17 protein-coding genes, 2 rRNA genes and 1 pseudogene (1 of these 20 cut by a window edge) are annotated in these 22,438 nt (G+C 52.1%); 18 read left to right on the forward strand and 2 right to left on the reverse strand.

Annotated features, from left to right (window positions below; translation table 11 throughout):
- The 13 genes and pseudogenes from MMC1_RS01285 to MMC1_RS01345 form a co-directional block, all read left to right on the forward strand.
- Window positions 1-2,318: ribosomal RNA gene (locus MMC1_RS01285) — 23S ribosomal RNA — on the forward strand; it begins 553 nt to the left of the window's first position.
- Between the two features lie 110 nt (window positions 2,319-2,428).
- Window positions 2,429-2,543 (forward strand): 5S ribosomal RNA (rrf, locus tag MMC1_RS01290).
- A gap of 224 nt (window positions 2,544-2,767) precedes the next feature.
- Window positions 2,768-3,202 carry a 50S ribosomal protein L13 gene (gene rplM / locus MMC1_RS01295; protein ID WP_011711945.1) on the forward strand — a complete coding sequence of 145 codons (435 nt, stop codon included), beginning with the start codon at window positions 2,768-2,770 and terminating at the stop codon, window positions 3,200-3,202.
- Between the two features lie 12 nt (window positions 3,203-3,214).
- Window positions 3,215-3,607, forward strand: coding sequence for a 30S ribosomal protein S9 (gene rpsI / locus MMC1_RS01300; RefSeq protein ID WP_011711946.1), 393 nt, complete (start codon window positions 3,215-3,217; stop codon window positions 3,605-3,607).
- Window positions 3,608-3,740: 133 nt separating this feature from the next.
- Complete coding sequence (argC, locus tag MMC1_RS01305) at window positions 3,741-4,790, forward strand: N-acetyl-gamma-glutamyl-phosphate reductase (RefSeq protein ID WP_011711947.1); 1,050 nt, start codon at window positions 3,741-3,743, stop codon at window positions 4,788-4,790.
- A 148-nt stretch (window positions 4,791-4,938) separates the two neighbouring features.
- Window positions 4,939-5,196: a YfhL family 4Fe-4S dicluster ferredoxin gene (locus MMC1_RS01310; protein ID WP_011711948.1), complete on the forward strand. Its 258-nt coding sequence runs from the start codon at window positions 4,939-4,941 to the stop codon at window positions 5,194-5,196.
- A gap of 187 nt (window positions 5,197-5,383) precedes the next feature.
- Window positions 5,384-6,271 carry a YicC/YloC family endoribonuclease gene (locus MMC1_RS01315; protein ID WP_011711949.1) on the forward strand — a complete coding sequence of 296 codons (888 nt, stop codon included), beginning with the start codon at window positions 5,384-5,386 and terminating at the stop codon, window positions 6,269-6,271.
- Window positions 6,272-6,285: 14 nt separating this feature from the next.
- Entirely contained in the window at window positions 6,286-6,909 is a 624-nt protein-coding gene (gene gmk, locus MMC1_RS01320; RefSeq protein ID WP_011711950.1) for a guanylate kinase, read from the forward strand.
- 80 nt (window positions 6,910-6,989) lie between these two features.
- Window positions 6,990-7,166 (forward strand): annotated as a pseudogene (gene rpoZ / locus MMC1_RS22470) (DNA-directed RNA polymerase subunit omega); the annotation flags it as partial.
- Window positions 7,167-7,468: 302 nt separating this feature from the next.
- Window positions 7,469-9,730 (forward strand): RelA/SpoT family protein, encoded by a 2,262-nt coding sequence (locus MMC1_RS01330; RefSeq protein ID WP_011711952.1) that lies wholly within the window; start codon window positions 7,469-7,471, stop codon window positions 9,728-9,730.
- Between the two features lie 100 nt (window positions 9,731-9,830).
- Entirely contained in the window at window positions 9,831-10,223 is a 393-nt protein-coding gene (locus MMC1_RS01335; protein WP_011711953.1) for a Rid family detoxifying hydrolase, read from the forward strand.
- Window positions 10,224-10,271: 48 nt separating this feature from the next.
- The gene (locus tag MMC1_RS01340; RefSeq protein WP_011711954.1) at window positions 10,272-10,601 is read left to right on the forward strand and encodes a DUF3551 domain-containing protein; all 330 of its coding nucleotides are present in this window, start codon (window positions 10,272-10,274) and stop codon (window positions 10,599-10,601) included.
- A gap of 48 nt (window positions 10,602-10,649) precedes the next feature.
- The gene (locus MMC1_RS01345) at window positions 10,650-11,738 is read left to right on the forward strand and encodes a substrate-binding periplasmic protein (protein WP_160162643.1); all 1,089 of its coding nucleotides are present in this window, start codon (window positions 10,650-10,652) and stop codon (window positions 11,736-11,738) included.
- Between the two features lie 56 nt (window positions 11,739-11,794).
- Here MMC1_RS01345 and radC read toward each other — a convergent pair whose 3' ends face one another.
- Window positions 11,795-12,520, reverse strand: coding sequence for a RadC family protein (gene radC, locus MMC1_RS01350; protein ID WP_011711956.1), 726 nt, complete (start codon window positions 12,518-12,520; stop codon window positions 11,795-11,797).
- A 130-nt stretch (window positions 12,521-12,650) separates the two neighbouring features.
- Between radC and dnaB the strand changes: the two genes are divergently transcribed.
- Window positions 12,651-14,141 (forward strand): replicative DNA helicase, encoded by a 1,491-nt coding sequence (dnaB, locus tag MMC1_RS01355; RefSeq protein WP_227665290.1) that lies wholly within the window; start codon window positions 12,651-12,653, stop codon window positions 14,139-14,141.
- 1,418 nt (window positions 14,142-15,559) lie between these two features.
- Entirely contained in the window at window positions 15,560-16,750 is a 1,191-nt protein-coding gene (gene alr / locus MMC1_RS01360) for an alanine racemase (RefSeq protein ID WP_011711958.1), read from the forward strand.
- Here alr and MMC1_RS01365 read toward each other — a convergent pair.
- Window positions 16,747-16,935 carry a hypothetical protein gene (locus MMC1_RS01365; protein WP_041640587.1) on the reverse strand — a complete coding sequence of 63 codons (189 nt, stop codon included), beginning with the start codon at window positions 16,933-16,935 and terminating at the stop codon, window positions 16,747-16,749. The two genes, alr and MMC1_RS01365, sit on opposite strands and share 4 nt — an antisense overlap.
- 620 nt (window positions 16,936-17,555) lie before the next feature.
- Here MMC1_RS01365 and MMC1_RS01370 point away from each other — a divergent pair.
- The 3 genes from MMC1_RS01370 (at window position 17,556) to MMC1_RS01380 (ending at window position 22,384) form a co-directional block, all read left to right on the forward strand.
- Window positions 17,556-18,551: an ABC transporter substrate-binding protein gene (locus tag MMC1_RS01370; protein ID WP_011711959.1), complete on the forward strand. Its 996-nt coding sequence runs from the start codon at window positions 17,556-17,558 to the stop codon at window positions 18,549-18,551.
- A gap of 13 nt (window positions 18,552-18,564) precedes the next feature.
- Window positions 18,565-21,411 carry a hybrid sensor histidine kinase/response regulator gene (locus MMC1_RS01375; protein WP_011711960.1) on the forward strand — a complete coding sequence of 949 codons (2,847 nt, stop codon included), beginning with the start codon at window positions 18,565-18,567 and terminating at the stop codon, window positions 21,409-21,411.
- Window positions 21,412-21,586: 175 nt separating this feature from the next.
- Window positions 21,587-22,384 carry an SPOR domain-containing protein gene (locus MMC1_RS01380; protein ID WP_011711961.1) on the forward strand — a complete coding sequence of 266 codons (798 nt, stop codon included), beginning with the start codon at window positions 21,587-21,589 and terminating at the stop codon, window positions 22,382-22,384.
- Window positions 22,385-22,438 lie beyond the last annotated feature (54 nt).

A 22,438-nucleotide genomic window follows, 5' to 3' on the forward strand; every position in this document is an offset into this window, starting at 1 on the left:
GCCTGACGGCGTACCTTTTGTATAATGGGTCAGCGAGTTAATCTGCGTAGCAAGCTTAAGCGAAAGTGTAGGCGAAGCGAAAGCGAGTCTGAATAGGGCGTTAAGTTTCGTAGATTAGACCCGAAACCGAGTGATCTACCCATGGTCAGGTTGAAGGTGCGGTAACACGCACTGGAGGACCGAACCCACCTATGTTGAAAAATGGGGGGATGAACTGTGGGTAGGAGTGAAAGGCTAAACAAACTCGGAAATAGCTGGTTCTCTCCGAAAACTATTTAGGTAGTGCCTCGAATTGGCATGCCGGGGGTAGAGCACTGGATGGGCTAGGGGGGCCCAAAGCCTTACCAAACCTAACCAAACTCCGAATACCGGTCATGTTATAGTTCGGGAGACAGACTGCGGGTGCTAAGGTCCGTAGTCGAGAGGGAAAAAGCCCAGACCATCATCTAAGGTCCCCAAGTCATACTTAAGTGGGAAAGGATGTGGGAATGCCCTGACAGCCAGGAGGTTGGCTTAGAAGCAGCCACCCTTTAAAGAAAGCGTAATAGCTCACTGGTCGAGTGGTCCTGCGCCGAAAATATAACGGGGCTCAAAGTATGCACCGAAGATATGGATGCCGCGAGGCATGGTAGGAGAGCGTTCCGTAAGCCGTTGAAGCCGTACCGAGAGGAGCGGTGGAGGTATCGGAAGTGAGAATGCTGACATGAGTAACGATAATCAAGGTGAGAATCCTTGACGCCGAAAACCCAAGGTTTCCTACGCAAGGCTATTCCGCGTAGGGTTAGTCGGCCCCTAAGGTGAGGCATACGATGCGTAACCGATGGGAAACAGGTTAATATTCCTGTACCTCTTATAACTGCGATGGGGGGACGGAGAAGGATAGATCTACCGGGCGTTGGTAGTCCCGGGACAAGCGTGTAGGTTGACAGACTAGGTAAATCCGGACTGTTAAGACTGAGGCGTGATGTGGAGCCACTAGGCGAACTGATTGATTCCAAGCTTCCAAGAAAAGCCTCTAAGCTTCAGGTTATGAGAGACCGTACCCCAAACCGACACAGGTGGGTGGGATGAGAATTCTAAGGCGTGTGAGAGAACTCTGGTAAAGGAACTCGGCAAAATTGCCCCGTAACTTCGGGAGAAGGGGTGCCTCTTGTATGTGAAGGCCTTTACGGCTGGAGCAGAAGGGGGCCGCAGTGACTAGGGGGGAGCGACTGTTTACCAAAAACATAGGACTCTGCTAAATCGCAAGATGAAGTATAGGGTCTGACGCCTGCCCGGTGCTGGAAGGTTAAGAGGAGGGGTGCAAGCTCTGAATCGAAGCCCCAGTAAACGGCGGCCGTAACTATAACGGTCCTAAGGTAGCGAAATTCCTTGTCGGGTAAGTTCCGACCTGCACGAATGGCGTAACGACTTCCCCGCTGTCTCTATCAGAGGCTCAGTGAAATTGAATTTGCTGTGAAGATGCAGCATACCCGCGGCAAGACGGAAAGACCCCGTGAACCTTTACTATAGCTTTGCATTGGTACTAGAGACAGTTTGTGTAGGATAGGTGGGAGGCTTTGAAGCGTGAGCGCCAGCTCATGTGGAGCCACCCTTGAAATACCACCCTGGCTCTCTTTGGTATCTAACTGCGCGCCGTTATCCGGCGTCAGGACAGTGCATGGTGGGTAGTTTGACTGGGGCGGTCGCCTCCCAAACAGTAACGGAGGCGCACGATGGTTCGCTCAGGTTGGTCGGAAATCAACCGTAGAGTGTAATGGCATAAGCGAGCCTGACTGTGAGACTGACAAGTCGAGCAGGTACGAAAGTAGGTCATAGTGATCCGGCGATTCCGAGAGGAAGGGTCGTCGCTCAACGGATAAAAGGTACTCCGGGGATAACAGGCTGATCTCCCCCAAGAGTTCACATCGACGGGGAGGTTTGGCACCTCGATGTCGGCTCATCGCATCCTGGGGCTGTAGTTGGTCCCAAGGGTTTGGCTGTTCGCCAATTAAAGCGGTACGCGAGCTGGGTTCAGAACGTCGTGAGACAGTTCGGTCCCTATCTGCCGTGGGCGTTTGGAAAATTGAGAGGATCTGCTCCTAGTACGAGAGGACCGGAGTGGACAAGCCTCTGGTGTTCGGGTTGTCGTGCCAACGGCATCGCCCGGTAGCTACGCTTGGAAGGGATAACCGCTGAAAGCATCTAAGCGGGAAACCCACCTCAAGATGAATTTTCCCTATGAGATCCGTGGAAGACCACCACGTTGATAGGCAGGATGTGGAAGTGGGGTAACCCATGCAGCTAACCTGTACTAATCGATCCACTGACTTCTATATATACCACAGCCGCAGCCCATTCCCCTCAGTTGTCCAACTCACCCGGTTAAACCCGGTTCGGACCAAACATATCGGCCCCCTCTATGGTGATGGCCCTCAAGATAAGGATTTCCGGTAGAGATAGCGAGGGAGTCACACCCGATCCCATCCCGAACTCGGAAGTTAAGCCCCTTAGCGCCGATGATACTGCGTCTTAAGACGTGGGAAAGTAGGACACCGCCGGAAATCCTTATAACTTTATAATCAAAAAGGCCAATCTGGCCTTTTTTGAGTTTCTGGGCGGGAGGATGACCGTCCAGTATCTGGATCTTTTTTCTGGTTTAAAAGATCCTGGTGGTGTATAAGCACCACCAAGAGTTCAACGCAAGAGTGAACTCAATGATAACAATAACCGGGCCGGGGCCATCCATTGCTCCGGCTTTCGTGTATTAGAAAATGGAGGAACCGCCGTGAAAAGTTTCGTGGCAAAACCAAGCACAATTGAACGTAAATGGTATGTCATCGACGCCACCGATATGGTGGTGGGTCGTTTGGCATCGGAAGTGGCCAAGCGTCTGCGCGGTAAGCATAAGCCTACCTATACGCCGTTCATGGATTGTGGTGATAACATCATCATCGTCAATGCGGAGAAGGTGCGTTTTACCGGCAACAAGCGCAACGATAAGGTCTACTACTGGCATTCTCGGTTTCCTGGTGGCCTAAAATCCATTACCGCCGATAAAGAGCTTTCTGGCAACCACCCCGAGCGGGTGCTGGAGAAAGCGATTAAAGGCATGCTGCCCAAAAATGTCTTGGGCCGTCAAATGTTTCGTAAGCTGAATGTGTATAAAGGGTCTGAGCATCCGCATACGGCACAACAGCCTGAAGAACTGAAATTGGGTTAAGGGAGAGAGATCATGGCTCAAGAAACCTTCAATGCCACTGGTAAGCGTAAAGAGTCTGTGGCCCGTGTACGCATCGTGCCTGGCAGCGGTAAAGTGACCATCAACCAAAAGCCGATGGATGTCTATTTTGGCCGTCCTGTGCTGCGTATGGTGGTAAACCAGCCCTTCTCCGTCACCGAGATGGAAAATAAGTTTGACGTATTGGTCAATGTGCATGGCGGTGGGGTATCGGGTCAAGCCGGGGCCATCAAGCACGGTATTTCCAAAGCGCTGGTGGATTATGATGAAGCGCTGCGTCCGGCCCTGAAAAAAGCGGGTTTTCTAACCCGTGATGCGCGTACCGTTGAGCGTAAAAAGTACGGTCGCCACAAGGCACGTAAGAGCACCCAGTTCTCCAAGCGTTAAGCCTGTTGAGATGGGGTTTTATAAAGAGGGGGGCTCCTTATGGGGCCCTCCTCTTTTTTTTGGGTTTACATCCTAGGGTAAAGGGGTAGAGAATGTGCCTTTTTTTACCCTCTGATGGTTGAGGATTGGAAACATGGGTCGCACCCTGCGGGTTGCCATCTTGGGCGCAACTGGTTACACCGGTGGTGAACTTATCCGGTTATTGCATCGACACCCTGGCGCTGAGTTGAGCTTTGTGAGCTCCGAACGGTTTGCGGGTCAATCCATTGCCAAGGTCTATACCCATCTTCAAGCGGTGGGACATTTGATCTGCCAACCCATGGATGCTAAAAAGGCTTGCGAGGCGGCGGACTTTATCTTCTGTGCCTTGCCCCATGTCACCTCCATGGAGGTGGTGCCAGAGCTGTTACAGCGGGGGGCTAAGGTGGTGGATCTATCCGCCGACTTCCGGCTTAAAAGCGCCGAGACCTATGCCCATTGGTATGGTACACAACATTTGGCCCCGGAACTGCTGCCACAGGCGGCTTATGGGTTGCCCGAACTGTTTCGTGAATCCATCAAAGGGGCCAACTTGGTGGCGAACCCTGGCTGTTATCCAACCTCGGTGCAGCTGCCGCTCTTTCCGCTCTTACAAGAGGGCATGATTGATCCAGCACTGGTCATTGCGGATAGTAAGTCGGGTGTGAGTGGGGCGGGGCGTTCTCCTGCGCAGGGCACGCTGTTTGCTGAGTTGTCAGAAGGATTTAAAGCCTATAAAGTAGAGGCACACCGGCATATCCCAGAGATGGAGCAAAATTTGGCTTTGGCAGCGGGGAAAGAGATTAAAATACGTTTTACCCCCCACCTTTTGCCTCAAAGCCGTGGTATACTTTCGACCTGCTATCTACGCCCAACAAGTGGGGTGAATGCACAACGGGTGCGGGATACTTTAATGACACGCTACCGGGATGAGCCTTTTGTGACGGTGTTACCCCATGGGGATATGCCGGCCACCTCCGATGTGCGCGGCAGTAATGCTTGCCATATGGGCGTGACAGAAGATCTACGTAGTGGATGGTTGATCATCGTTTCAGTTATCGATAATCTGGTTAAGGGTGCTTCTGGGGCTGCGGTACAGAACTTTAACCTGATGACCGGATGGGATGAAACAACGGCGCTTGACAGTTTGCCGATGTTTCCGTAAGTGGGAGGCGTTCTCACCTAAACGCGGTTATACCGCTAAACAGGTGTGCGTGTACGGTTTTTCTTGCCAAGGCGTGCCAAGTCTGTTAACTAGCATGCGAAGGGCGACCTGTGAGGATAGAATCCTTTTTTCTGAGAGGAACAACGTAATGGCTCTGATTATCAATGAAGATTGCACCAACTGTGATGTTTGTCTGCCTGAGTGTCCCAATGAGGCCATCACCGATGGTTCTGATGTAGACTCCGACATCTATTATATTCATCCTGACCTCTGCTCTGAGTGTAAAGGTTCTTTTGATGAGCCTCAGTGCGTCTCGGTCTGCCCGGTAGAGTGCATCGAGCAGGACCCCGACCATGTTGAGAGCGAAGAAGAGTTGCTGGCTAAGCACGAAGCGATTCACGGCTAACTGCACCGCCTCTTTTGTCGGACTGGAGGGGCGCCTGCTCAAGGCGCCCCTTTTGCCATTTGTGCAACCATGTTTGTCGGTTCGGTTAGACCCCACACTGGTCCATACGTGCGATCTGAGTAAACCGGTTCCAGGGCGCAAGCAGGGGTGGCGGATAGGTCTCCCATGAAGATCAGTAGGAGTGGTTATGCCCAACAGTATGACCGGCATTGGTCGGAGCGAAGCGAGCGTGCAGGGCATGCGTCTTGCTTGGCGTTTGCGCAGTGTCAACCAACGCTTTTTAGAGATGAATCTGCGTCTACCCGATCTCTTTTTGGATGCGGAGCCACGGTTTCGCCAACGTCTACGGGGGCACTTTGCGCGTGGTTCGGTGGAGGCGACACTGACCATGCAGCAGGATGGCCCCAGTCAGGTTAAAATGCAGCTTGATCGGGAACGGCTTGGTCAGATCCTGGCGGCTGAGAAGAACATGCGCGAACTGGATGGCTCTCACCGTGGTGAGCTCAGTATGGATCGGCTGCTCTCCTGGCCTGGGGTGCTCAAGGAGTTGCCCGTTGCGTGGGATAGCCAGCAGTTGGAAGAGATTTGGCACCAAGCGGACAGCTTGCTTGAGTCTGCTTGTGAGGAGATGACCCAGTTTCGTGGTCGCGAAGGGGCCGCGCTGGCGCAGGGTATTTTGGAGCGCCTACACGAGCTGGAGCAGTTGGCCCAGCAGATCGAGGCGGATCTACCCAGAGTGCGGGAGATTTTGGAGAAGCGTCTGCACGAAAAGTTGGCGCAGATTGCAGAAAATCCTGCCGATCCCGCGCGCATGGCGCAAGAGGTGGGCTATTTGCTGACCAAGGTGGATGTATCAGAGGAGTTGGAGCGTCTTTCGATCCATATTCGTGAGATGCGTGACACGTTAGAGCTCAGTGAGCCAGTGGGGCGGCGTTTAGATTTTCTTTGCCAGGAGCTTAATCGGGAGTCCAACACCCTCTGCTCCAAACCCCAAGATCCGACCATTTCCCGTATTGGTGTGGATATGAAAGTAGCCATCGAGAAGATCCGGGAGCAGGTACAAAATCTGGAGTAGGGGGGGATTCGCGCATGTTACAGACCAGGGGCTTTGCCCTGATTGTTTCGGCACCATCCGGCACGGGCAAGACCACCTTGACCCGCCATTTGATGGCAACCCAGCCTAATATAGCCCTTTCGGTCTCGACCACCACACGGGGTGCGCGGCCAGGTGAAGAAGAGGGTACCCACTATTTTTTTGTGGATAAAAACAGATTTGAAACACGGATCGAGCAGGGCTGCTTTCTGGAGTGGGCCGAGGTATTCGGTAACTATTATGGCACGGATCGTGGGTTTGTTAAGGAGCATATTGAAGCAGGCCATGTGGTGCTGCTAGATATTGATTGGCAGGGTGCACGGCAAATACGTGACAATATGGACGCCCATGATGTGGTGAGTATCTTTATTGCACCGCCCGCGCAGGATAAATTAGAGATCCGTTTACGGGGCCGTAAGACCGACAGCGAAGAGGTGATTCAAAAACGCATGCAGCAAGCCGCCGCCGAGTTTTCCCACTGGGATGAGTTTGACTATGTGGTGGTAAACGATGATCTGGCCCAAGCGAAGGTAGAACTTTCTGCGGTGCTTGTGGCAGAAAGATTGCGGCGGGGGCGCATGCAGGCTACAATTCAACCTATCTTGAAAACCTTTGCATAGGGTGGTTAGGCTACATAGGCCGCTAACCACATTATGCTTTTCAAGCAATGCTACAGCAGCAAGCTTAAAGAGAGAAGCCGATGGCACGCGTTACCGTTGATGATTGTGTACAACATGTTTCCAACCGCTTTGAGTTGGTGATTTTGGCCGCCAAGCGGGCCCGCCAGCTGGCCAAGGGTGCTGAGCCCGAGGTTTCAGTGGATCGTGATAAAAATACCGTGGTTGCTCTGCGTGAGATTGCCGAGTCCAAGTTAAATATGGATGATCTGCGTCGTATGGAAGAGACGGTAGTCGAAGAAGAGGTGGTGGATGAGGTGATTCGCTTTGAAATAGCCGATCTTGCTGTTTCTGACGATCTTGCCGATGGCGATGCTGCCAATGATCTACAGGGTGAAGAAGATGACCTGGGCTTGGGTTTGGATGAAGCCGAGGATCTGGGTTTCTGAAGCACTGTTCGTTGCTGAGTAATGGGGCTTGGAAAACCAAGCCCCATTTGTGTGACTTGAGTGGTGCGCCAGCGTAATTGCAACACCATACCAACCATAAGGGGGGTTGCGGCTTGCAAGGGTGGGATACCATCTATGAGGGTGTTATCAGCTATCATGCTGAGGCCGACCTGTCACCGCTGAAAAGGGTTGTGGATCTGTTTGAGGAGATTCAATGGCCCGCCGAGACAATAGATAGAGACTCCCCGATTCATCCCCTGGTTATTGCCAAAACCCTCTTAAAAATGCGCATGGATGTTGCCTCTCTAGCCTGTGCGCTGTTGGTCCACCCATACAGCCAGCGACGCTTTGAGCTGGATACCGTCAAACAACGTTTTGGCGATGATATTGCCTTTTTGCTAGAGGGTATCTCCCGTATTTCCCTGCTCTCCTTACGTACCCCTGAAAAAAAACAAAAAGAGACGACCATCGAGGAACCCGAAGAGGGAGCATCGCTGGAGGATGGGCCACCGACCCCCCGCAGTGTGGGGGAGATGATTGGTGAGATTCATCACGGCACGATTTTGGTGCGGGATGAAAATCAGGCGGAAGGTTTTCGTAAGCTGGTTTTGGCCATGGCCAAGGATATTCGGGTAATATTGATTCGCTTGGTGCTTTGTTTGCACCAATTGCGTTTGGCCATGCGCATGGGTCCGGTGGCATCGGTGGCGAATCTCTCCCACGAGGTAATGGAGATCTATGCGCCCATAGCCCACCGGTTGGGGGTCTATTGGCTGAAAAATGAGTTGGAGGATCTGGCCTTCCGCATGCAGTGGCCGGGGCAGTATGACGCCATTCGCGCCAAGGTGTTAGAGCGTCGCAAGGGTGGTGAGGATGTGGTGCAGAAGGTGATCGCCATTTTGGGAGATAAGCTGGTCAGCCACCATATTCAGGGTCAAGTGTTTGGTCGCGAAAAGCATCTTTATTCGGTGTGGAGCAAGATTAACCGCAAACAGATCACCCTAGACGATATGTTTGATCTGATTGCGTACCGCATTATTGTTCCGAATAAAGAGGATTGTTATCGAACGCTGGGTATGATCCACAGCGAATTTAAGCCGATCCCCGGGCGTTTTAAAGATTATGTGGCCATCCCCAAACGCAACGGTTATCAGTCGCTGCACACGGTGGTATTTGGTCCCTTTGGCAACCGAATTGAGATACAGATACGTACCGAAAAAATGCACCAGATTGCCGAAAGCGGGGTGGCGGCGCACTGGAGCTACAAGGGTAAAGGGGGGGGTGGCAACAGCACCACCGGTTATGCGTGGTTAAAAGATCTACTGGCCCTACAAGAGAGCGTGGATGATCCAGGTCAGTTTGTGGAGAACGTGCGCTTTGATCTCTTTCCAGAAGAGATTTATGTCTTTACGCCAAATGGAGAAATTATCACCCTACCCAGTAAAGCAACACCGGTTGATTTTGCCTATGCGGTACACTCGCAAGTGGGTAATAGCTGTCAGGGGGCTAAAATCAATGGCCGTATTGTACCGCTAAAAACCCCTTTGGTGACGGGGGATACCATCTCCATTATCACGGGTAAAAATCGCGAGCCCAACCCCAACTGGTTGCAGTTTGTGGTGACCTCCAAGGCCAAATATTGGATAGGCCGCTTTGTCAAAGAGAAGCAGCGCCAGCAATCCATTGGTCTGGGTCGGGAGATACTGGAACGTGAGGGGCGCAAGGTAGGTAGTTCCATCACAGAAAAACAGCTACGTGTTGTGCTGGAAACCTTCCGCTGTGAAAATATTGATGATCTTTACTATAACATCGGTATCTCGCGGGTTTCGGCCTTACAGGTGGTGCACAAGCTCTTTCCGGGCAGTGCGCCAGCGTTTACCGAGCGTAAGAACCAAGTAGCACGGGCCGGGGTAGAGAGACGCGGAGATAAACTGGCGCTCACTGGGGCGTTGGAGGGTATCGCCGTGCAAGCGGCCCGCTGTTGCAGTCCCCTACCGGGGGATGTGGTGGTGGGTATTATCAATACAGGGCGGGGCATTACGCTACACCGCATCAGTTGCAACAACCTCAAGAGTATGGAAGATCAACCGGAGCGCTGGGTAGAGGATATTAATTGGGGTGGGGATAAGCTACTGGCTCACACGGCGCGCATTCGTGCTATGGTGAGTAATCGGCGTGGTCTGCTTACCCCCATCAGTCAGGTGATTACCGAGGCCAAGGCGAATCTGTTGGATGTGCATGTGCAGGATCGCGACCGCGATCCCTGCATGGTGGTTTTGGAAGTAGAAGTCATCAATCATGACCACCTAGAGCGTGTTTTGGCGAACCTGCGTTCTGTACCCGAGGTGCGGAGTGTGGATCGTATGAATGCCTAGGTCACTTCTATAAATGGGTTAAAATAGGCGTACGTTGGGGGTTCTATGGCCCGAGCTTGCTGCCCCAAATTGGACCAACGGTTTTGTTAAGAGGAATCCCATGCACCAAAAAATTGCCATTGCTACCCCCCACGCTCCCCAAGCGATTGGGCCATACAGTCAGGCCATTCAACAGAATGGTTGGCTCTATATTTCGGGTCAGATTGCCTTAGATCCCACTACGGGTGTGGTGGTGGGGCAGGGCGATGTGGGGGCAGAGACCCATCGCGTTATGCAGAATTTGGCGGCAATTTTAGAGGCGGCTGGGGGAGGGTTTAAAGATGTGGTGAAGTGTCAAATTTTTTTGGCCGATATGGATGACTTTGCCACGGTCAACGAAATTTATGCTTCCTACTTGTCAGAACCCTTTCCTGCGCGGGCTACGGTGCAGGTGGCGAAGTTGCCAAAAGGGGTTAAGGTGGAGATTGATGCCACCGCATTTGTTGGGGGTTGAGGGCGGTTGCGGGTAAGGCCGTTTTACCAACGCTAAAGGAGTAGAGAGATGCGTCCATTAACCCTGGTGGGGTTGGTTATGGCCCTGTTGGTGGGGATCGTTCCCCAGGCACGGGCCGGGCAGGGGTTGTACTGTCTACATGGGGATGCGGGCATACATTGTGTGTATGCTTCGTTTACTGCCTGTATGGCGGCGGCGGCGGGCAGCCATGGAGAGTGCAAGTTAAATCAAAACGGTATGCTTAAACCCGTCGGCGGGGCTCCCTACTGTATTGCTGAAAAGTGGCGGGTGCACTGTATCTATCCCAGTATGGAGAGTTGCATGGTACAAGCCATGGCGCGTCGTGCCCAGTGTGTGCCTAATCCAAACCAGCACTAAGTTATGGTTACTGAGACACCGCCCATTTCGCACCGCCTGGATCGTCTTTTGACGCGATTTGTAGTAGGCGTAGCTCTGCTGCTGCTGTTTGGGTTGGGCGTGCGTATGATGCCCCTGTTTAAAGTGAAGGTGGGTGAGGTAACCAGCCTATTGAGCGACACGGGGCTAGAGGTCTCTTTTGAGGTTTGCATGCCCTTGTACGGTCCTGCACCGGATAGAGATGATTTGCGCGTACGAGAGGCCGTTCGGGGCCGGATTATGCAGACCATGCGCAGAGAGGCATCGGTCAAAGATCCTGCCTATTGGCGGGTCAGTACGTTGGATTTACATGGGGCTAAGGGTAACAACCGCTGTCAGGTGGTACTGGCGGTTTTGACCCCCCGTCCGGCGGGTTTAGCGCCTGTGGGGGGGCGTGGGGTTGATGAGCTTTTTGAAGTTGGGCGGGTACTACGTATGGCGCTGCATGAGGGGTCGGGTAATGTCGCCCATCTGGATCGCACAACCGGGCGTTGGGAAGGCATTATCCCCGAGTTGGGGCGCGGGATAGCACGGCAAGATCGGGCTGAGGGTGAGGTGCTGTTTGTTGAGATGAAGTCGGTGGATGCGTTATTGGATGCTGTGCGATTTGGTATTGCCGATGTGGCGGAGGGTCACATAGCCTACACAGAAGAGCGCGATGAGCAGTTCTATTTGAGCAATGCTTATTTGGATACCGGGCTAATGTTGGGCAGTTTTGAGAGTGAGGATGCGCAAAAGCTGGTTGAAAAACGTAATATTAACAATGGGCGCATCAAACTGGTGGTGGTCAAACAGAGCCTTGCAGCGGAGCTGGCACGGGGACGTTTTCCCCGAGCGGTGATCCACTATGTGGAGAGCGTGGAGGGGATCCCGCAAAAGGTCCATTGGTTGCGGGAGCGGTTTCAGAATCCCCTTAATCGCATTCTGTTTTTGACGGATGAGATCATTGCGTTAGGTTGGCACGAAACGGTGCCACTGGCGTTGAACAACACCCCTTTATTGACCGAAGATCATTATATTTTAGCCACCTGGAACGCCGCCCTACAGGCGCAGGCCAACCACTATTTACAGAATCATCCCATCCAAGAGAGCTACCGTATTGCCGTGCGTGGTAAATAGGGCTGCTGTTGGTTTGTTCAGGAAATAGCCGAGATAACGGCTTGTAGATACTTGGTTTAGCGAACCCGTTGTTTGGGCATCATGCCTGCGCTGGCAAAACTAAAAACCTTCTCTCCTGCAATAATCAGATGATCCAGCACCTGCACATCAATGGGATTGAGCGCCTGCATTAAATGGCTGGTTAGCAAGATGTCATCCTGCGAGGCTTTGGGATTACCCGAGGGGTGGTTGTGGGCCAAAATAACATGGGCGGCTTTGTGACGTATGACCAACTCGACCACTTGTCTGGGGTGCACGTGGGCTTGGCGTATGGTGCCTTCGGTGACGAGGGCCGGAAAGAGCAGCCGACACTGGGCATCGAGGCAGAGCACATAAAAGACCTCTTCGGTACGTCCGGCCATTAAGGGCACAAGGTAGTCACGCACGTTATCGGCACGGTTTAGGGGGGTTTTATTGCGTGTGGCGGCATCATGTTGGTAGCGTCGGGTGAGGGCGGGCAGCATGGTAATAAAGAGTGCGGCGGTTTCGCCCATACCTTCGACCGTGGCTAAATCCACGGGGTCGGCCTCCATCACGGCGGAGAGAGAGCCAAAGCGTTGCATGAGGCGGTGGGCGATGGGGTTGGTATCGCGGCGGGGCAGGGCGTAGAACAGGGCCAATTCCAAAATTTGATGATCTTCAAAGCCGTCTAAGCCCTCTTGGGCAAAGCGATTGCGCAGCCGGTCACGGTGACCGCCGTGCAGCTTGGTTTTTGTCGTTTTTTTAGGATTTTCTTGGGCCATTTGCTTATGCAGTCGCTTGGCTTACAATGGAAAGGGCGATGATTGAGCGGCCCATTGTAAAACGGATAGCCAACCTATTGCATGGTTTTTTGCGTAGGGGGGTTACCGTCATTGAGAGAGAAGGTAGAGCATGGAAGAGAGCCCCCCGTTTAGGGACGAAGCGCCCCCCCCTATGGATGAGCCATTCTATGCTGAGGAGGGGCTGCATGAGGCTGGTTTGCATGGGCAAGCGATGGCGATGGAGCCGTTAAACAGTGGTTCGCCGCTGGGGCAGGATCCGGATGCGCCGAAGAAGCGGGCCACATGGTCGCGTGAGGCGGAGCAGTCGGTTTTGGGGGCGATTTTACTGGATAACCATGTCATGGATTCGGTGGCGGATGCCCTGGATGTCGATGATTTTTACATGGGTGCGCATCGTAAGATTTATCAAGCGATGTTGGATCTGTTGGAGCGGGGCGAGCCGCTGGATCCGGTGGTTATTCGTCAATATTTAGAGCGTTCGGATGAGTTGGATTCGGTGGGGGGTCCGGTTTATCTGGCGGAGTTGTTGAATACGGTACCCACAGCGGCCAACGCCAAGGCGTATGCGCGCATGGTGCGGGACAAGGCGTTATTACGGGGTTTGGCGCAGACGGCGACGGAGGTGGTGGAGCGGTGTCACACCAGTGAAGCGCCGGTGGATCAGATTTTGGAGGAGGCGGAGCAGAAGATTTTTCAGTTGGGGGAGTCCAAGGATAGCCGTCGTTCGACTTATCATGATATGCGTTCGATTATGGTCCCGGTTTTTGAGAAAATTGAGCTGCTTATGGAGCAGCAGAAGGCTGTGACGGGGGTAGCCACGGGATTTATTGATTTGGATCAGCAGTTGGCGGGGTGTCAGCCGTCGGATTTGATTATTTTGGCGGGGCGTCCATCCATGGGCAAGACGGCGTTGGCGATGAACATAGCGGCCAATGCGGCGTTGCATCATCGGGAGGCGGTGGGGGTTTTTTCGTTGGAGATGTCTAAGGAGCAGTTAGCGATGCGTATGTTAGCCTCTGAGGCGAGGATGGATGCGCAGGCGATGCGGATTGGCAAGATTGCGACGAGTGATTATCAAAAATTAACCAACACGGCGACGTTATTGTCGGAGGCTCCCATCTATATTGATGATACGCCGGCGATTTCCATTACGGCGTTGCGGGCGAAGGCGCGACGGTTAAAGCGGGACAAGGGGTTAAAGTTAATAGTGGTGGACTATTTACAGTTGATGCGGGGGAGCAGCAACACGGATAATCGGGTTCAGGAGATTTCGCAGATTAGTCAGGGGTTAAAGGCGATTGCCAAGGAGATGTCGGTACCGGTGATTGCATTGTCGCAGTTATCGCGTTCGGTGGAGCAGAGGCCGGACAAGCGGCCTATTTTATCGGATTTGCGGGAGTCGGGTAGTATTGAGCAGGATGCGGATGTGGTGATGTTTGTTTTTCGTGAGGAGTATTACAAGCGGGAGGATATTGATTTAAAGGGCAAGGCTGAGGTTATTATTGCCAAGCAGCGGAATGGTCCGGTTGGTGTGGTTAAGTTAGCGTTTCAGAATCAGTTTACCCGTTTTGAGAATTTTGCCAATCGGCAGGAGTATTAGGTTGGTGGAGGTATAGAGGGTGATTTGAGCGTGGCAATGGAGGGGTCTTGAGTGCCTTTATGCCCAGGGAGTTTCATTATTAAAAGGGATTGGGGGGTCTGGGGGGAAGCTCTGCTTGCCCGCCCAGCGGGTGCAGGGCGGCGCCCTGCCGGGTCTGGGCAGCGCCCAGTGGGGTTCGGGGCGGAGCCCTGAGATCTTTTGACTTTTAAATCTTTTGATCTTTTGTAAAGCGGCGTACCGATGGAGCAATATTCGAGGGGTCTTGAGTGCCTTTATGTCCAGGGAGTTTCATTATTAAAAGGGATTGGGGGGTCTGGGGGGAAGCTCTGCTTGCCCACCCAGCGGGTGCAGGGCGGCGCCCTGCCGGGTCTGGGCAGCGCCCAGTGGGGTTCGGGGCGAAGCCCTGAGATCTTTTGACTTTTAAATCTTTTGATCTTTTTATTTTTTAAGCCCCGTACCGACGGAGCAAGGGTGCAGGGATTTTTTTAAGAGAGCAGGGGTTTTGTAGGGGCGCGGTACGGGGCGTAGGGTAGCGATGTCACGCGCCAGCGTGGCGGGCGGTTGGGCACATGGTGGCTGGAGTAAAAACCTGGGCACCCAGCCGCTGCTGGGGGAGTAAAACCGATACATTCCCCAACCACAGCCTAGACCTAACCCCCGCTGGGGCATTGGGCATCCCCTCTGGGCGATCCCTTGAAAAAAGCCTCAAGGGACCCCCCAGAGGGGATTAAAAGGCTGGCTCGCTGGTCGCTTACAGGCCAAAAAAACGGCCTGTAAGCTCCCCTAGCGAAGGGCGAGCCTAAAAGCAAAAAAGTCAAAAGATCAAAAGCAAAACCCTGGGGGAAGACAGAGAACTTCTCCCCCCAGACCCCCCTCAAACCTTTTTTTAATCATTAAAAGCCATACCATTGGGTGCGTAAGCAGGGGGAAAACGCAAAAAAGTCAAAAGATCAAAAGCAAAACCCTGGGGGAAGACAGAGAACTTCTCCCCCCAGACCCCCCTCAAACCTTTTTTTAATCATTTAAAAGCCATACCATTGGGTGCGTAAGCAGGGGGAAAACGCAAAAAAGTCAAAAGATCAAAAGCAAAACCCTGGGGGAAGACAGAGAACTTCTCCCCCCAGACCCCCCTCAAACCTTTTTTTAATCATTAAAAGCCATACCATTGGGTGCGTAAGCAGGGGGAAAACGCAAAAAAGTCAAAAGATCAAAAGCAAAACCCTGGGGGAAGACAGAGAACTTCTCCCCCCAGACCCCCCTCAAACCTTTTTTTAATCATTTAAAAGCCATACCATTGGGTGCGTAAGCAGGGGGAAAACGCAAAAAAGTCAAAAGATCAAAAACAAAACCCAGGGAGGAGACAGAAAACAACTCCCCACAACCTGCCAAAACACCCAAAGCCCATAGGGAAAAAAAGAATGCTACCTCCAACCCTGGCATACACCACCGCAAACCCTATGCAATGGACCCATCGCCCCACATGGTTGGAAATCGACCTCGCCGCCCTACGCCATAACCTCCGCCAAGCCCGCACCGCTACCGGACCCCAAGTCGCCCACTTTCCCGTCATCAAAGCCGACGGCTACGGCATCGGCGCCATCGCCGTCGCCCACACCCTCGAAGAAGAGGCCGACGGCTTCTGCGTGGCCCTGGTCGAAGAGGCCGAACAACTGCGCACCGCCGGAATTAATAAACGCATCATGCTCTTCTCAGGACTCTACCCCGGTCTAGAAGAACGCGCCATCCGCGCCCGTGTTGAACCCTTCCTCAGTGACGAAATCAACCTAAACGCTCTGTGGCAAGCCGCCAAATGCTACGGCCCAATCTCCGTGCATATCAAAATAGATAGCGGCATGGCCCGCCTCGGTTACCACCCCGAACACGTGCCGAGCCTATTAGATCAACTCGCCCATATGCCCGAACTTAAATTGGCCGGCCTGGTTTCTCATATGGCCTGTGCCGATGACCGTCACTCCCCCATCACCAATGCCCAGTTGGCGACCTTAAGCCCCATACTTGAACACCCCCTGGTTAAACAAACACAAGCCCAACTCTCCCTAGCCAACTCCGCAACCATCCTCGGCCACCCCAACGCCCACTACCAATGGGTACGCCCCGGTATTATGATCTACGGAGCCTCCCCCTTCTTTCCCCATACCAATGCCGCCAACGAAGGATTGCAACCCGTGGTGCGCTGGGTCACCCATATCCAACGCATTCACACCCTGGAAAAAGGTAAATCCCTTGGCTACGGCCACACCTTTACCGCCACACGCCCTACCCGTATCGCACAACTGCCCGTCGGCTACGCCGATGGCTATAACCGCCTGTGGAGTAATAAAGGTTCCGTGTTGATCGCAGGCCAACACTGCCCCGTGGTGGGGATCGTCTGCATGGATCAAATCGCCGTGGATATTAGCGATCTTCAAGGTGAGGTCAAACAGTGGGATGAAGCGGTACTACTGGGAAAACAACACAATGCTGAAATCACCCTGGAAAACTGGGCAACCGAACTTAAAACCATTCCATACGAAATCCTGACCCGCATTGGGCCAAGAGTGCCCCGACGCTACCGCGATGGTAGCATCCTGTCAGGCAGCTTTGGCTAAGCAATAATCGCCATCATCTCTTTCAACATATGGCGCTTTTTCAGAAGCCTAGCCAAACCATTTTCATGGTCCACCACCAGCTGCTCAAGTCCATCTTGGTGCTCGGCCATAAATTGATCAAGATCCAGTAAGCTCTGCTTTAAAGCCTCTACGGCATGCCTTTTACGCGCACCATCGGTATCCATGAGTAGACCCCTCATCAAAGCAAACTAGGTATCAAAACATAGTCCTGAAGCACTTCAACATATTCCGTTTATTGTATGTAAGATTCGTCAGATGGTCAAGAGCATGCTAAGAGTTAAAAGCATAATGATAGATAGGCTGTAAACGGTGCATCACGCAAAAGTGTGTCGGTAGCGGCTTTTTGTGTATCGCCCCCTTTGGTGTTGCCAGACAAAAAACCCAAATTTGCTTTGGCCTAAAGAGGGTCTTGGTGGATGGCCTTTGCCAAACAAGGCAGGCCGTAGCTATGGGCACAGGCCGTTAAATGACGCAATGCAATCCACTGGAAAGGGTTGTGCTGTAGAACGAAAACCAATAAAAGGGATATAAAAATGAATATAGATACAAAAATCATTGAAATGTAAAATTTTGTGACTTAGTGGCATAAAGATAATAAGAACAGGGATCAACTGGTTTTCTAAGGGTTTAAGTTGCGAACACAGGCTCAAAAAATGGATATTTCATACTGGTTGAGCTATATTACACTACCCATGTAAGCACAGTAAGGCCGTGCTGTGCCACAAATATTGGAGTAATGATAATGCGTCAGTTGAGTCAATAGCAGCCGTGCAAGGAGACGACCATGGAGAGACGTTTGCTGCGTGTTGCGTTGGTGCTGGTTGCGGTTGTGACCGGCAGCGTTTATTACACCTACCATAAAACGCCAGGTGCGCTGGATCCTGTGGGGACATTAAGCATTGCGGCTTCGAAGACGCTCTCCCCCACCTTGGTATGGCTGGCACATGACAAGGGGTTCTTTCAAAAAGCGGGTCTAGAGGTCACGCTTATACCCGCCGCGACGGGTAAAGTAGCGGGTGAGTCCCTACTCAATGGTCAGGCAGATCTGGCTGCCGCCACAGAGTTCCTTGCGCTACGTATGGTCAACACCCAGGCAGATTTACGGGTGCTGGGTACCTTGGCCTTTGTGCACCAGATGAAACTGATTGCCCTCAAAGAAAAGGGTATCCGTTCTGCGGTAGATTTAAAGGGTAAAAAAATAGGGGTACGCTTGGGTACCAACGGTGAATATTTTCTTGAGCGCTTATTGGCCCTTAATGGGTTAGACCAGCAAGCGATCCAGCGGGTTGATTTAAAACCTCAAGAAATGGCAGCCCGTTTGGCCCAGGGGGAGGTGGATGGCGTCATGATATGGCCTCCACTGGTGCAACAGATAGAAGGTCAGCTTGGGGATCGGGTGGTGTCGTTTGATGGGCAACCCGAGCAAGATTATTATTATGTGCTTATGGGGCTTGAGTCTTGGTTGCAAAAAAACCCTCTCAAAGCCGAGCGGGTTATGCTGGCTTTAACTCAGGCCGAGGCGTGGTTTAAGGCCAATCCCCAAGAGGGTGTCGCCTATATGGCTGGGCTGTTTGCACTCCCTCCCGCTCTGTTAGAAAAGGCGCTGGCTGATTATCACCTGGCGGTCACACTACCCCAATCCCTCCTAACCATGTTAGAGGCCGAAGCTCGCTGGCTAAGTAGCGTGGGACTGAGCAGACGAATGGATAATTATTTGCAAATCATGAGTCCGGGACCTTTAAAAAAAGTGGCTCCATCCATGGTAACCATAACACCATGAACGGTATGGGTTGATGAACATACGCTCAATTGTTTTTCTTTTTGGTTTCTCAGGATCAGCCATTCTTGCTGCGGGTATCTGGTCGTTTTCCGTGAGTTATGGGGAGGTAACGGCCCTGTTTCAACGACAAAACATCATAAGTCAGATCACGGACCAGGGCTACCGGTTGGCTCTGTTGACCAATGAAGTGCTCTTGCAGCGCGAGATCCGCGCAGAACAGCAATGGCTCAGTTTATATAGGATGCTTGAGCAGTTTTTGGAAAAAAATGCGGCGCAACTTACCCCTGTGCAATCCTATGTTCAAGGGATCCAACATAGCCTACAAAATTTACACCAGCTGTTTGAGCGCGTAACCGAAGGCTTTAAAATTGGCCCTTTAGAAGGAAATGCTTACCAAGCTCAGCAGCGCCTGTATCTGTTACAAATGTCGCAAATTTCCATCCGCATTGCCGAATTGCAAACGCGCTTGGGAGAGTTGACCAATATAAGCAACGATGCAGCAGAAAAAACCGCCGGCTCCTCTTACGAGGGGGTACTGTTTCAGTTTGGCCTGTTTCTGTTTGCTTTGATTCTCTATGCAGTGCTCGCCATACTCTTTTTCTATACCCGCCTGTTAGAACCCTTGAACCGCTTGCACAAGGGTATCCAACGCATTCAACAGGGAGATGTAAAACATCGGCCAAGCCATAGGGTTATGGATGAGTTGGGTGCGTTATTCGCCGCCTTTTCGCATCTGTTGGATGAACTACAGATCGCCATAACATATCGCAAAAACAATGAAGAGCACCTTAGACAGTTGCTCAAACTCAATGAAGAAGCCTCGCATTTAAGTGAACGAGAGCTGTGTGACCGTGGCCTTGGCATTGTGGTATCCCTAACCCAAAGTGAGGTTGGTTACCTGCATATGGTACATAGTGATCAAGAGACGCTCACACGGGTTACCTGGAACCACCCCCGCATGGCGCTGGGTCATGCCCTGGATGATGCGCTTGTTTTTCTCAACCAAGCGGGCGTTTTAACCGATTGGGCCGCGCGGGAAAAACCGATCATCCAAAATAACAAACCAAATTTTCAGGATGATCAAGAGGTTTCCGCAGATCGTTTTACTTTTTTTCGTCACCTGAGTGTACCGGTAATCGAGGGTAACAATGTACGTATGGTCATGGGGGTGGGCAACAAAGCAGAAGATTATAATCAAAATGATGTGCGGCAACTTCAAACGGTTGCCAACGAAGTCGGAAAATTTGTACAGCGTCGGCGTTCAGAAATTGCCTTGAGAATTGCCAGTGATGAAGCCTTAAAAGCCAATCGAGCGAAAAGTGACTTTTTAGCGGTCATGAGTCATGAAATTCGCACCCCCATGAATGCCATTATGGGTATGACCGAGCTATTGGAAGAGACGGAACTGACCACCATCCAGCGTAACTATCTCTCCATCTGCCGTTCTTCAGGTCAAAATTTGCTGCAACTGATCAACGATATCCTAGATATTTCCAAGGTGGAGGCCGGGCGTATGGAGGTCGCGGTTGCGCCTTTTCATTTGCACCGTATTATCCATGACGCCAACCAAGTCATTCTGTTTCGCGCCCAAGAGAAGGGCCTTAACCAGATTGTCTACATAGATCCTGCTGTGCCAACCATTCTTCTTGGAGATCAGGCACGCATCCGCCAGATTTTAATCAATTTTTTAGGAAATTCGGTTAAATTTACCCAATCTGGCACCATTGCGACATTGGTCACCACGCGCGCCCATGCCAATAAGGAAGATCAACTGGTGATTCACGTGGTCGACACGGGCATAGGTATTGAACAATCGGAGCAAGAAGCGATTTTTAAGGCGTTTCATCAAGTTGATTCCTCCAACCAGCGCCAACAAGGTGGTACTGGCTTAGGTTTGGCGATCTGTTTAAAGCTGGTTGCCTTGATGCAAGGTTCGGTCAGTTTAAGTAGTAGAGCGGGCAAGGGCAGCACCTTTACCTTAACGTTGCCGCTAACGGTTGCACCGGCCGAGCAGATCCAATCGCTTAAAGTGGAGCGGGGATTGACGGGCTACCATATGGTGATCTGGCATACCCACCCCATCAGCACGCTCTACATTGAGGAGATGTTCAAGGAGCGGGGGGCAAAGGTACGTAGCTGTAACCAGTCCATGACGTTGGCCAACTGTGCCATTCAGGGGGATGCGGTTTTAGCAACGACCGATATGATGATTATCCATTACCATGAAGAGGATAAAACCAACCCGCTGGAGCTCATAAACACGATTCGATCCGAACAAAGTCTGCATGAAATCCCCGTTCTGGTTTATGGGCGCTGTTATGATCCCGCCCTGCTAAAACAGCTTAACCAGTTGGGGGTGCGCTTTTTGCCAGAGAGTCTGATGCAGGATGTTCTGTGCGAACAAATCGTGACAGAGCTCAGTAAAAGACCCCGGTCAGCGGTAACATCGGGCCAGGGGGGTACTCTGCCCATGCATATTTTACTGGTGGACGATAGTCCAGATAATATCTTTTTAATTCAAGCTTTTTTAAAAAAGACATCCTATCAAATTAGTACGGTGTACAACGGGAAAGAGGCTGTTGAGTACGTTATGCAGGCTGACACGCCCCCGGATCTTATTCTTATGGATATTCAGATGCCCATTATGGATGGCTATGCGGCCACCCGGCAGATCCGTTTGCTTGAACAGCAACAAGGGCAGTCGCGAATCCCCATCATTGCTCTAACGGCCCACGCCATGGCCGAAGAGGCCGAAAAGTTAAAAGCGGCGGGTTGTGATCTGCATATGGCAAAGCCCGTATCTAAACGGATCCTTTTAGAGGTGTTGGGCCGGTATCACGAGAAAATGGCATACTCATGATACCCACCGATCCCACGCAAAATATTTTCATCACCAAAGCATAGAGTCGCCACCCATTTGTTAAGACGGCACCAAGCAGCCCTGCTGGTGTCCCACCGAGTGCGCTTTTCATACCTCCTGTGCCACCCCCTTTGAAGAGATTTGCCCTTGGCACTGGCCTTGCTCAAAGAGAGACATGGGTGCGCTATTCCGTGTCGATTTTACCGGTTTATCCTCGCCCAATATCGGATCTCTACAGAAAATTGAAGCGATTGAAATCATGGATCAATCATCAAGTTGGTTACGCATTTTCGGGCTGCTGGCTTTAATGTTATTCATGTTTCATCCTCCGCAAGAGGGGTGGAGTAAGAACGTGGCGATGCCCACCGAGGGAGGGCAAAATGTGCCTCCTGTGGTCACCGTTGCCCATGGTCTGCATACGGTGTTATTAGCGAGCACCAGCCGTCAGGATGAGGCTGTGGCGACACACTTAGCGGTGCAAAAGATCGGTTTGCAACAGGTTTGGTGTCGCAAGCAGCCAGATATGCGTCCCCCCCAGATCCAAGTGATCGCGGGGCCATACAGCACCACCACCCAGGCCCAGCAACTGCGGGATTGGGTGGCTCGGCGCACAGGCATTCAGGGCATGTTACGGGTGACCCAATATCCTGAGGTGGTGCCTGATGCGCAAACACGTCTTAAAACATGCGGTGAGTCGGGTCGTCGGTTGCCTGTAAATGCGCCGAGCACCGCAGCAGAGGGCGACTATATTGTTCTGGTGGGTGCCTTTGGTAGTCAGCAGAACGGTACTTTGGTGTTGGAAAACCTGCTGCATAAAAACATCCCTGCACGGATGAAGATGGTCGGTCAGGGTGAACGTAGCCGTTTCAACATTATGGTGGGTCCTTTTAAGGATAAATGGGACGCCGAGGATGTGGTGCGTCTGATTAAGGATGAGACCGGTTTAACTGCGCAATATCAGCAGATACATTGAGTTATACGGCAGAGCGGGTGGGATGATCACCCAGTGGGGCGACGTGTGAGGCTA

The sequence above is a fragment of the Magnetococcus marinus MC-1 genome (assembly GCF_000014865.1).
GTDB lineage: Bacteria > Pseudomonadota > Magnetococcia > Magnetococcales > Magnetococcaceae > Magnetococcus > Magnetococcus marinus.

Bases quoted from the DNA above. Each gene is read 5' to 3' on its own strand.
- MMC1_RS01380 (WP_011711961.1), top strand. From the start codon at position 21,587: ATGGGTGCGCTATTCCGTGTCGATTTTACCGGTTTATCCTCGCCCAAT.
- gmk (WP_011711950.1), top strand. From the start codon at position 6,286: ATGTTACAGACCAGGGGCTTTGCCCTGATTGTTTCGGCACCATCCGGC.
- dnaB (WP_227665290.1), top strand. From the start codon at position 12,651: ATGGAAGAGAGCCCCCCGTTTAGGGACGAAGCGCCCCCCCCTATGGAT.
- MMC1_RS01340 (WP_011711954.1), top strand. From the start codon at position 10,272: ATGCGTCCATTAACCCTGGTGGGGTTGGTTATGGCCCTGTTGGTGGGG.
- MMC1_RS01315 (WP_011711949.1), top strand. From the start codon at position 5,384: ATGCCCAACAGTATGACCGGCATTGGTCGGAGCGAAGCGAGCGTGCAG.
- alr (WP_011711958.1), top strand. From the start codon at position 15,560: ATGCTACCTCCAACCCTGGCATACACCACCGCAAACCCTATGCAATGG.
- argC (WP_011711947.1), top strand. From the start codon at position 3,741: ATGGGTCGCACCCTGCGGGTTGCCATCTTGGGCGCAACTGGTTACACC.
- MMC1_RS01365 (WP_041640587.1), bottom strand. From the start codon at position 16,935: ATGGATACCGATGGTGCGCGTAAAAGGCATGCCGTAGAGGCTTTAAAG.
- MMC1_RS01370 (WP_011711959.1), top strand. From the start codon at position 17,556: ATGGAGAGACGTTTGCTGCGTGTTGCGTTGGTGCTGGTTGCGGTTGTG.
- MMC1_RS01310 (WP_011711948.1), top strand. From the start codon at position 4,939: ATGGCTCTGATTATCAATGAAGATTGCACCAACTGTGATGTTTGTCTG.
- rpsI (WP_011711946.1), top strand. From the start codon at position 3,215: ATGGCTCAAGAAACCTTCAATGCCACTGGTAAGCGTAAAGAGTCTGTG.
- MMC1_RS01335 (WP_011711953.1), top strand. From the start codon at position 9,831: ATGCACCAAAAAATTGCCATTGCTACCCCCCACGCTCCCCAAGCGATT.
- MMC1_RS01375 (WP_011711960.1), top strand. From the start codon at position 18,565: ATGAACATACGCTCAATTGTTTTTCTTTTTGGTTTCTCAGGATCAGCC.
- radC (WP_011711956.1), bottom strand. From the start codon at position 12,520: ATGGCCCAAGAAAATCCTAAAAAAACGACAAAAACCAAGCTGCACGGC.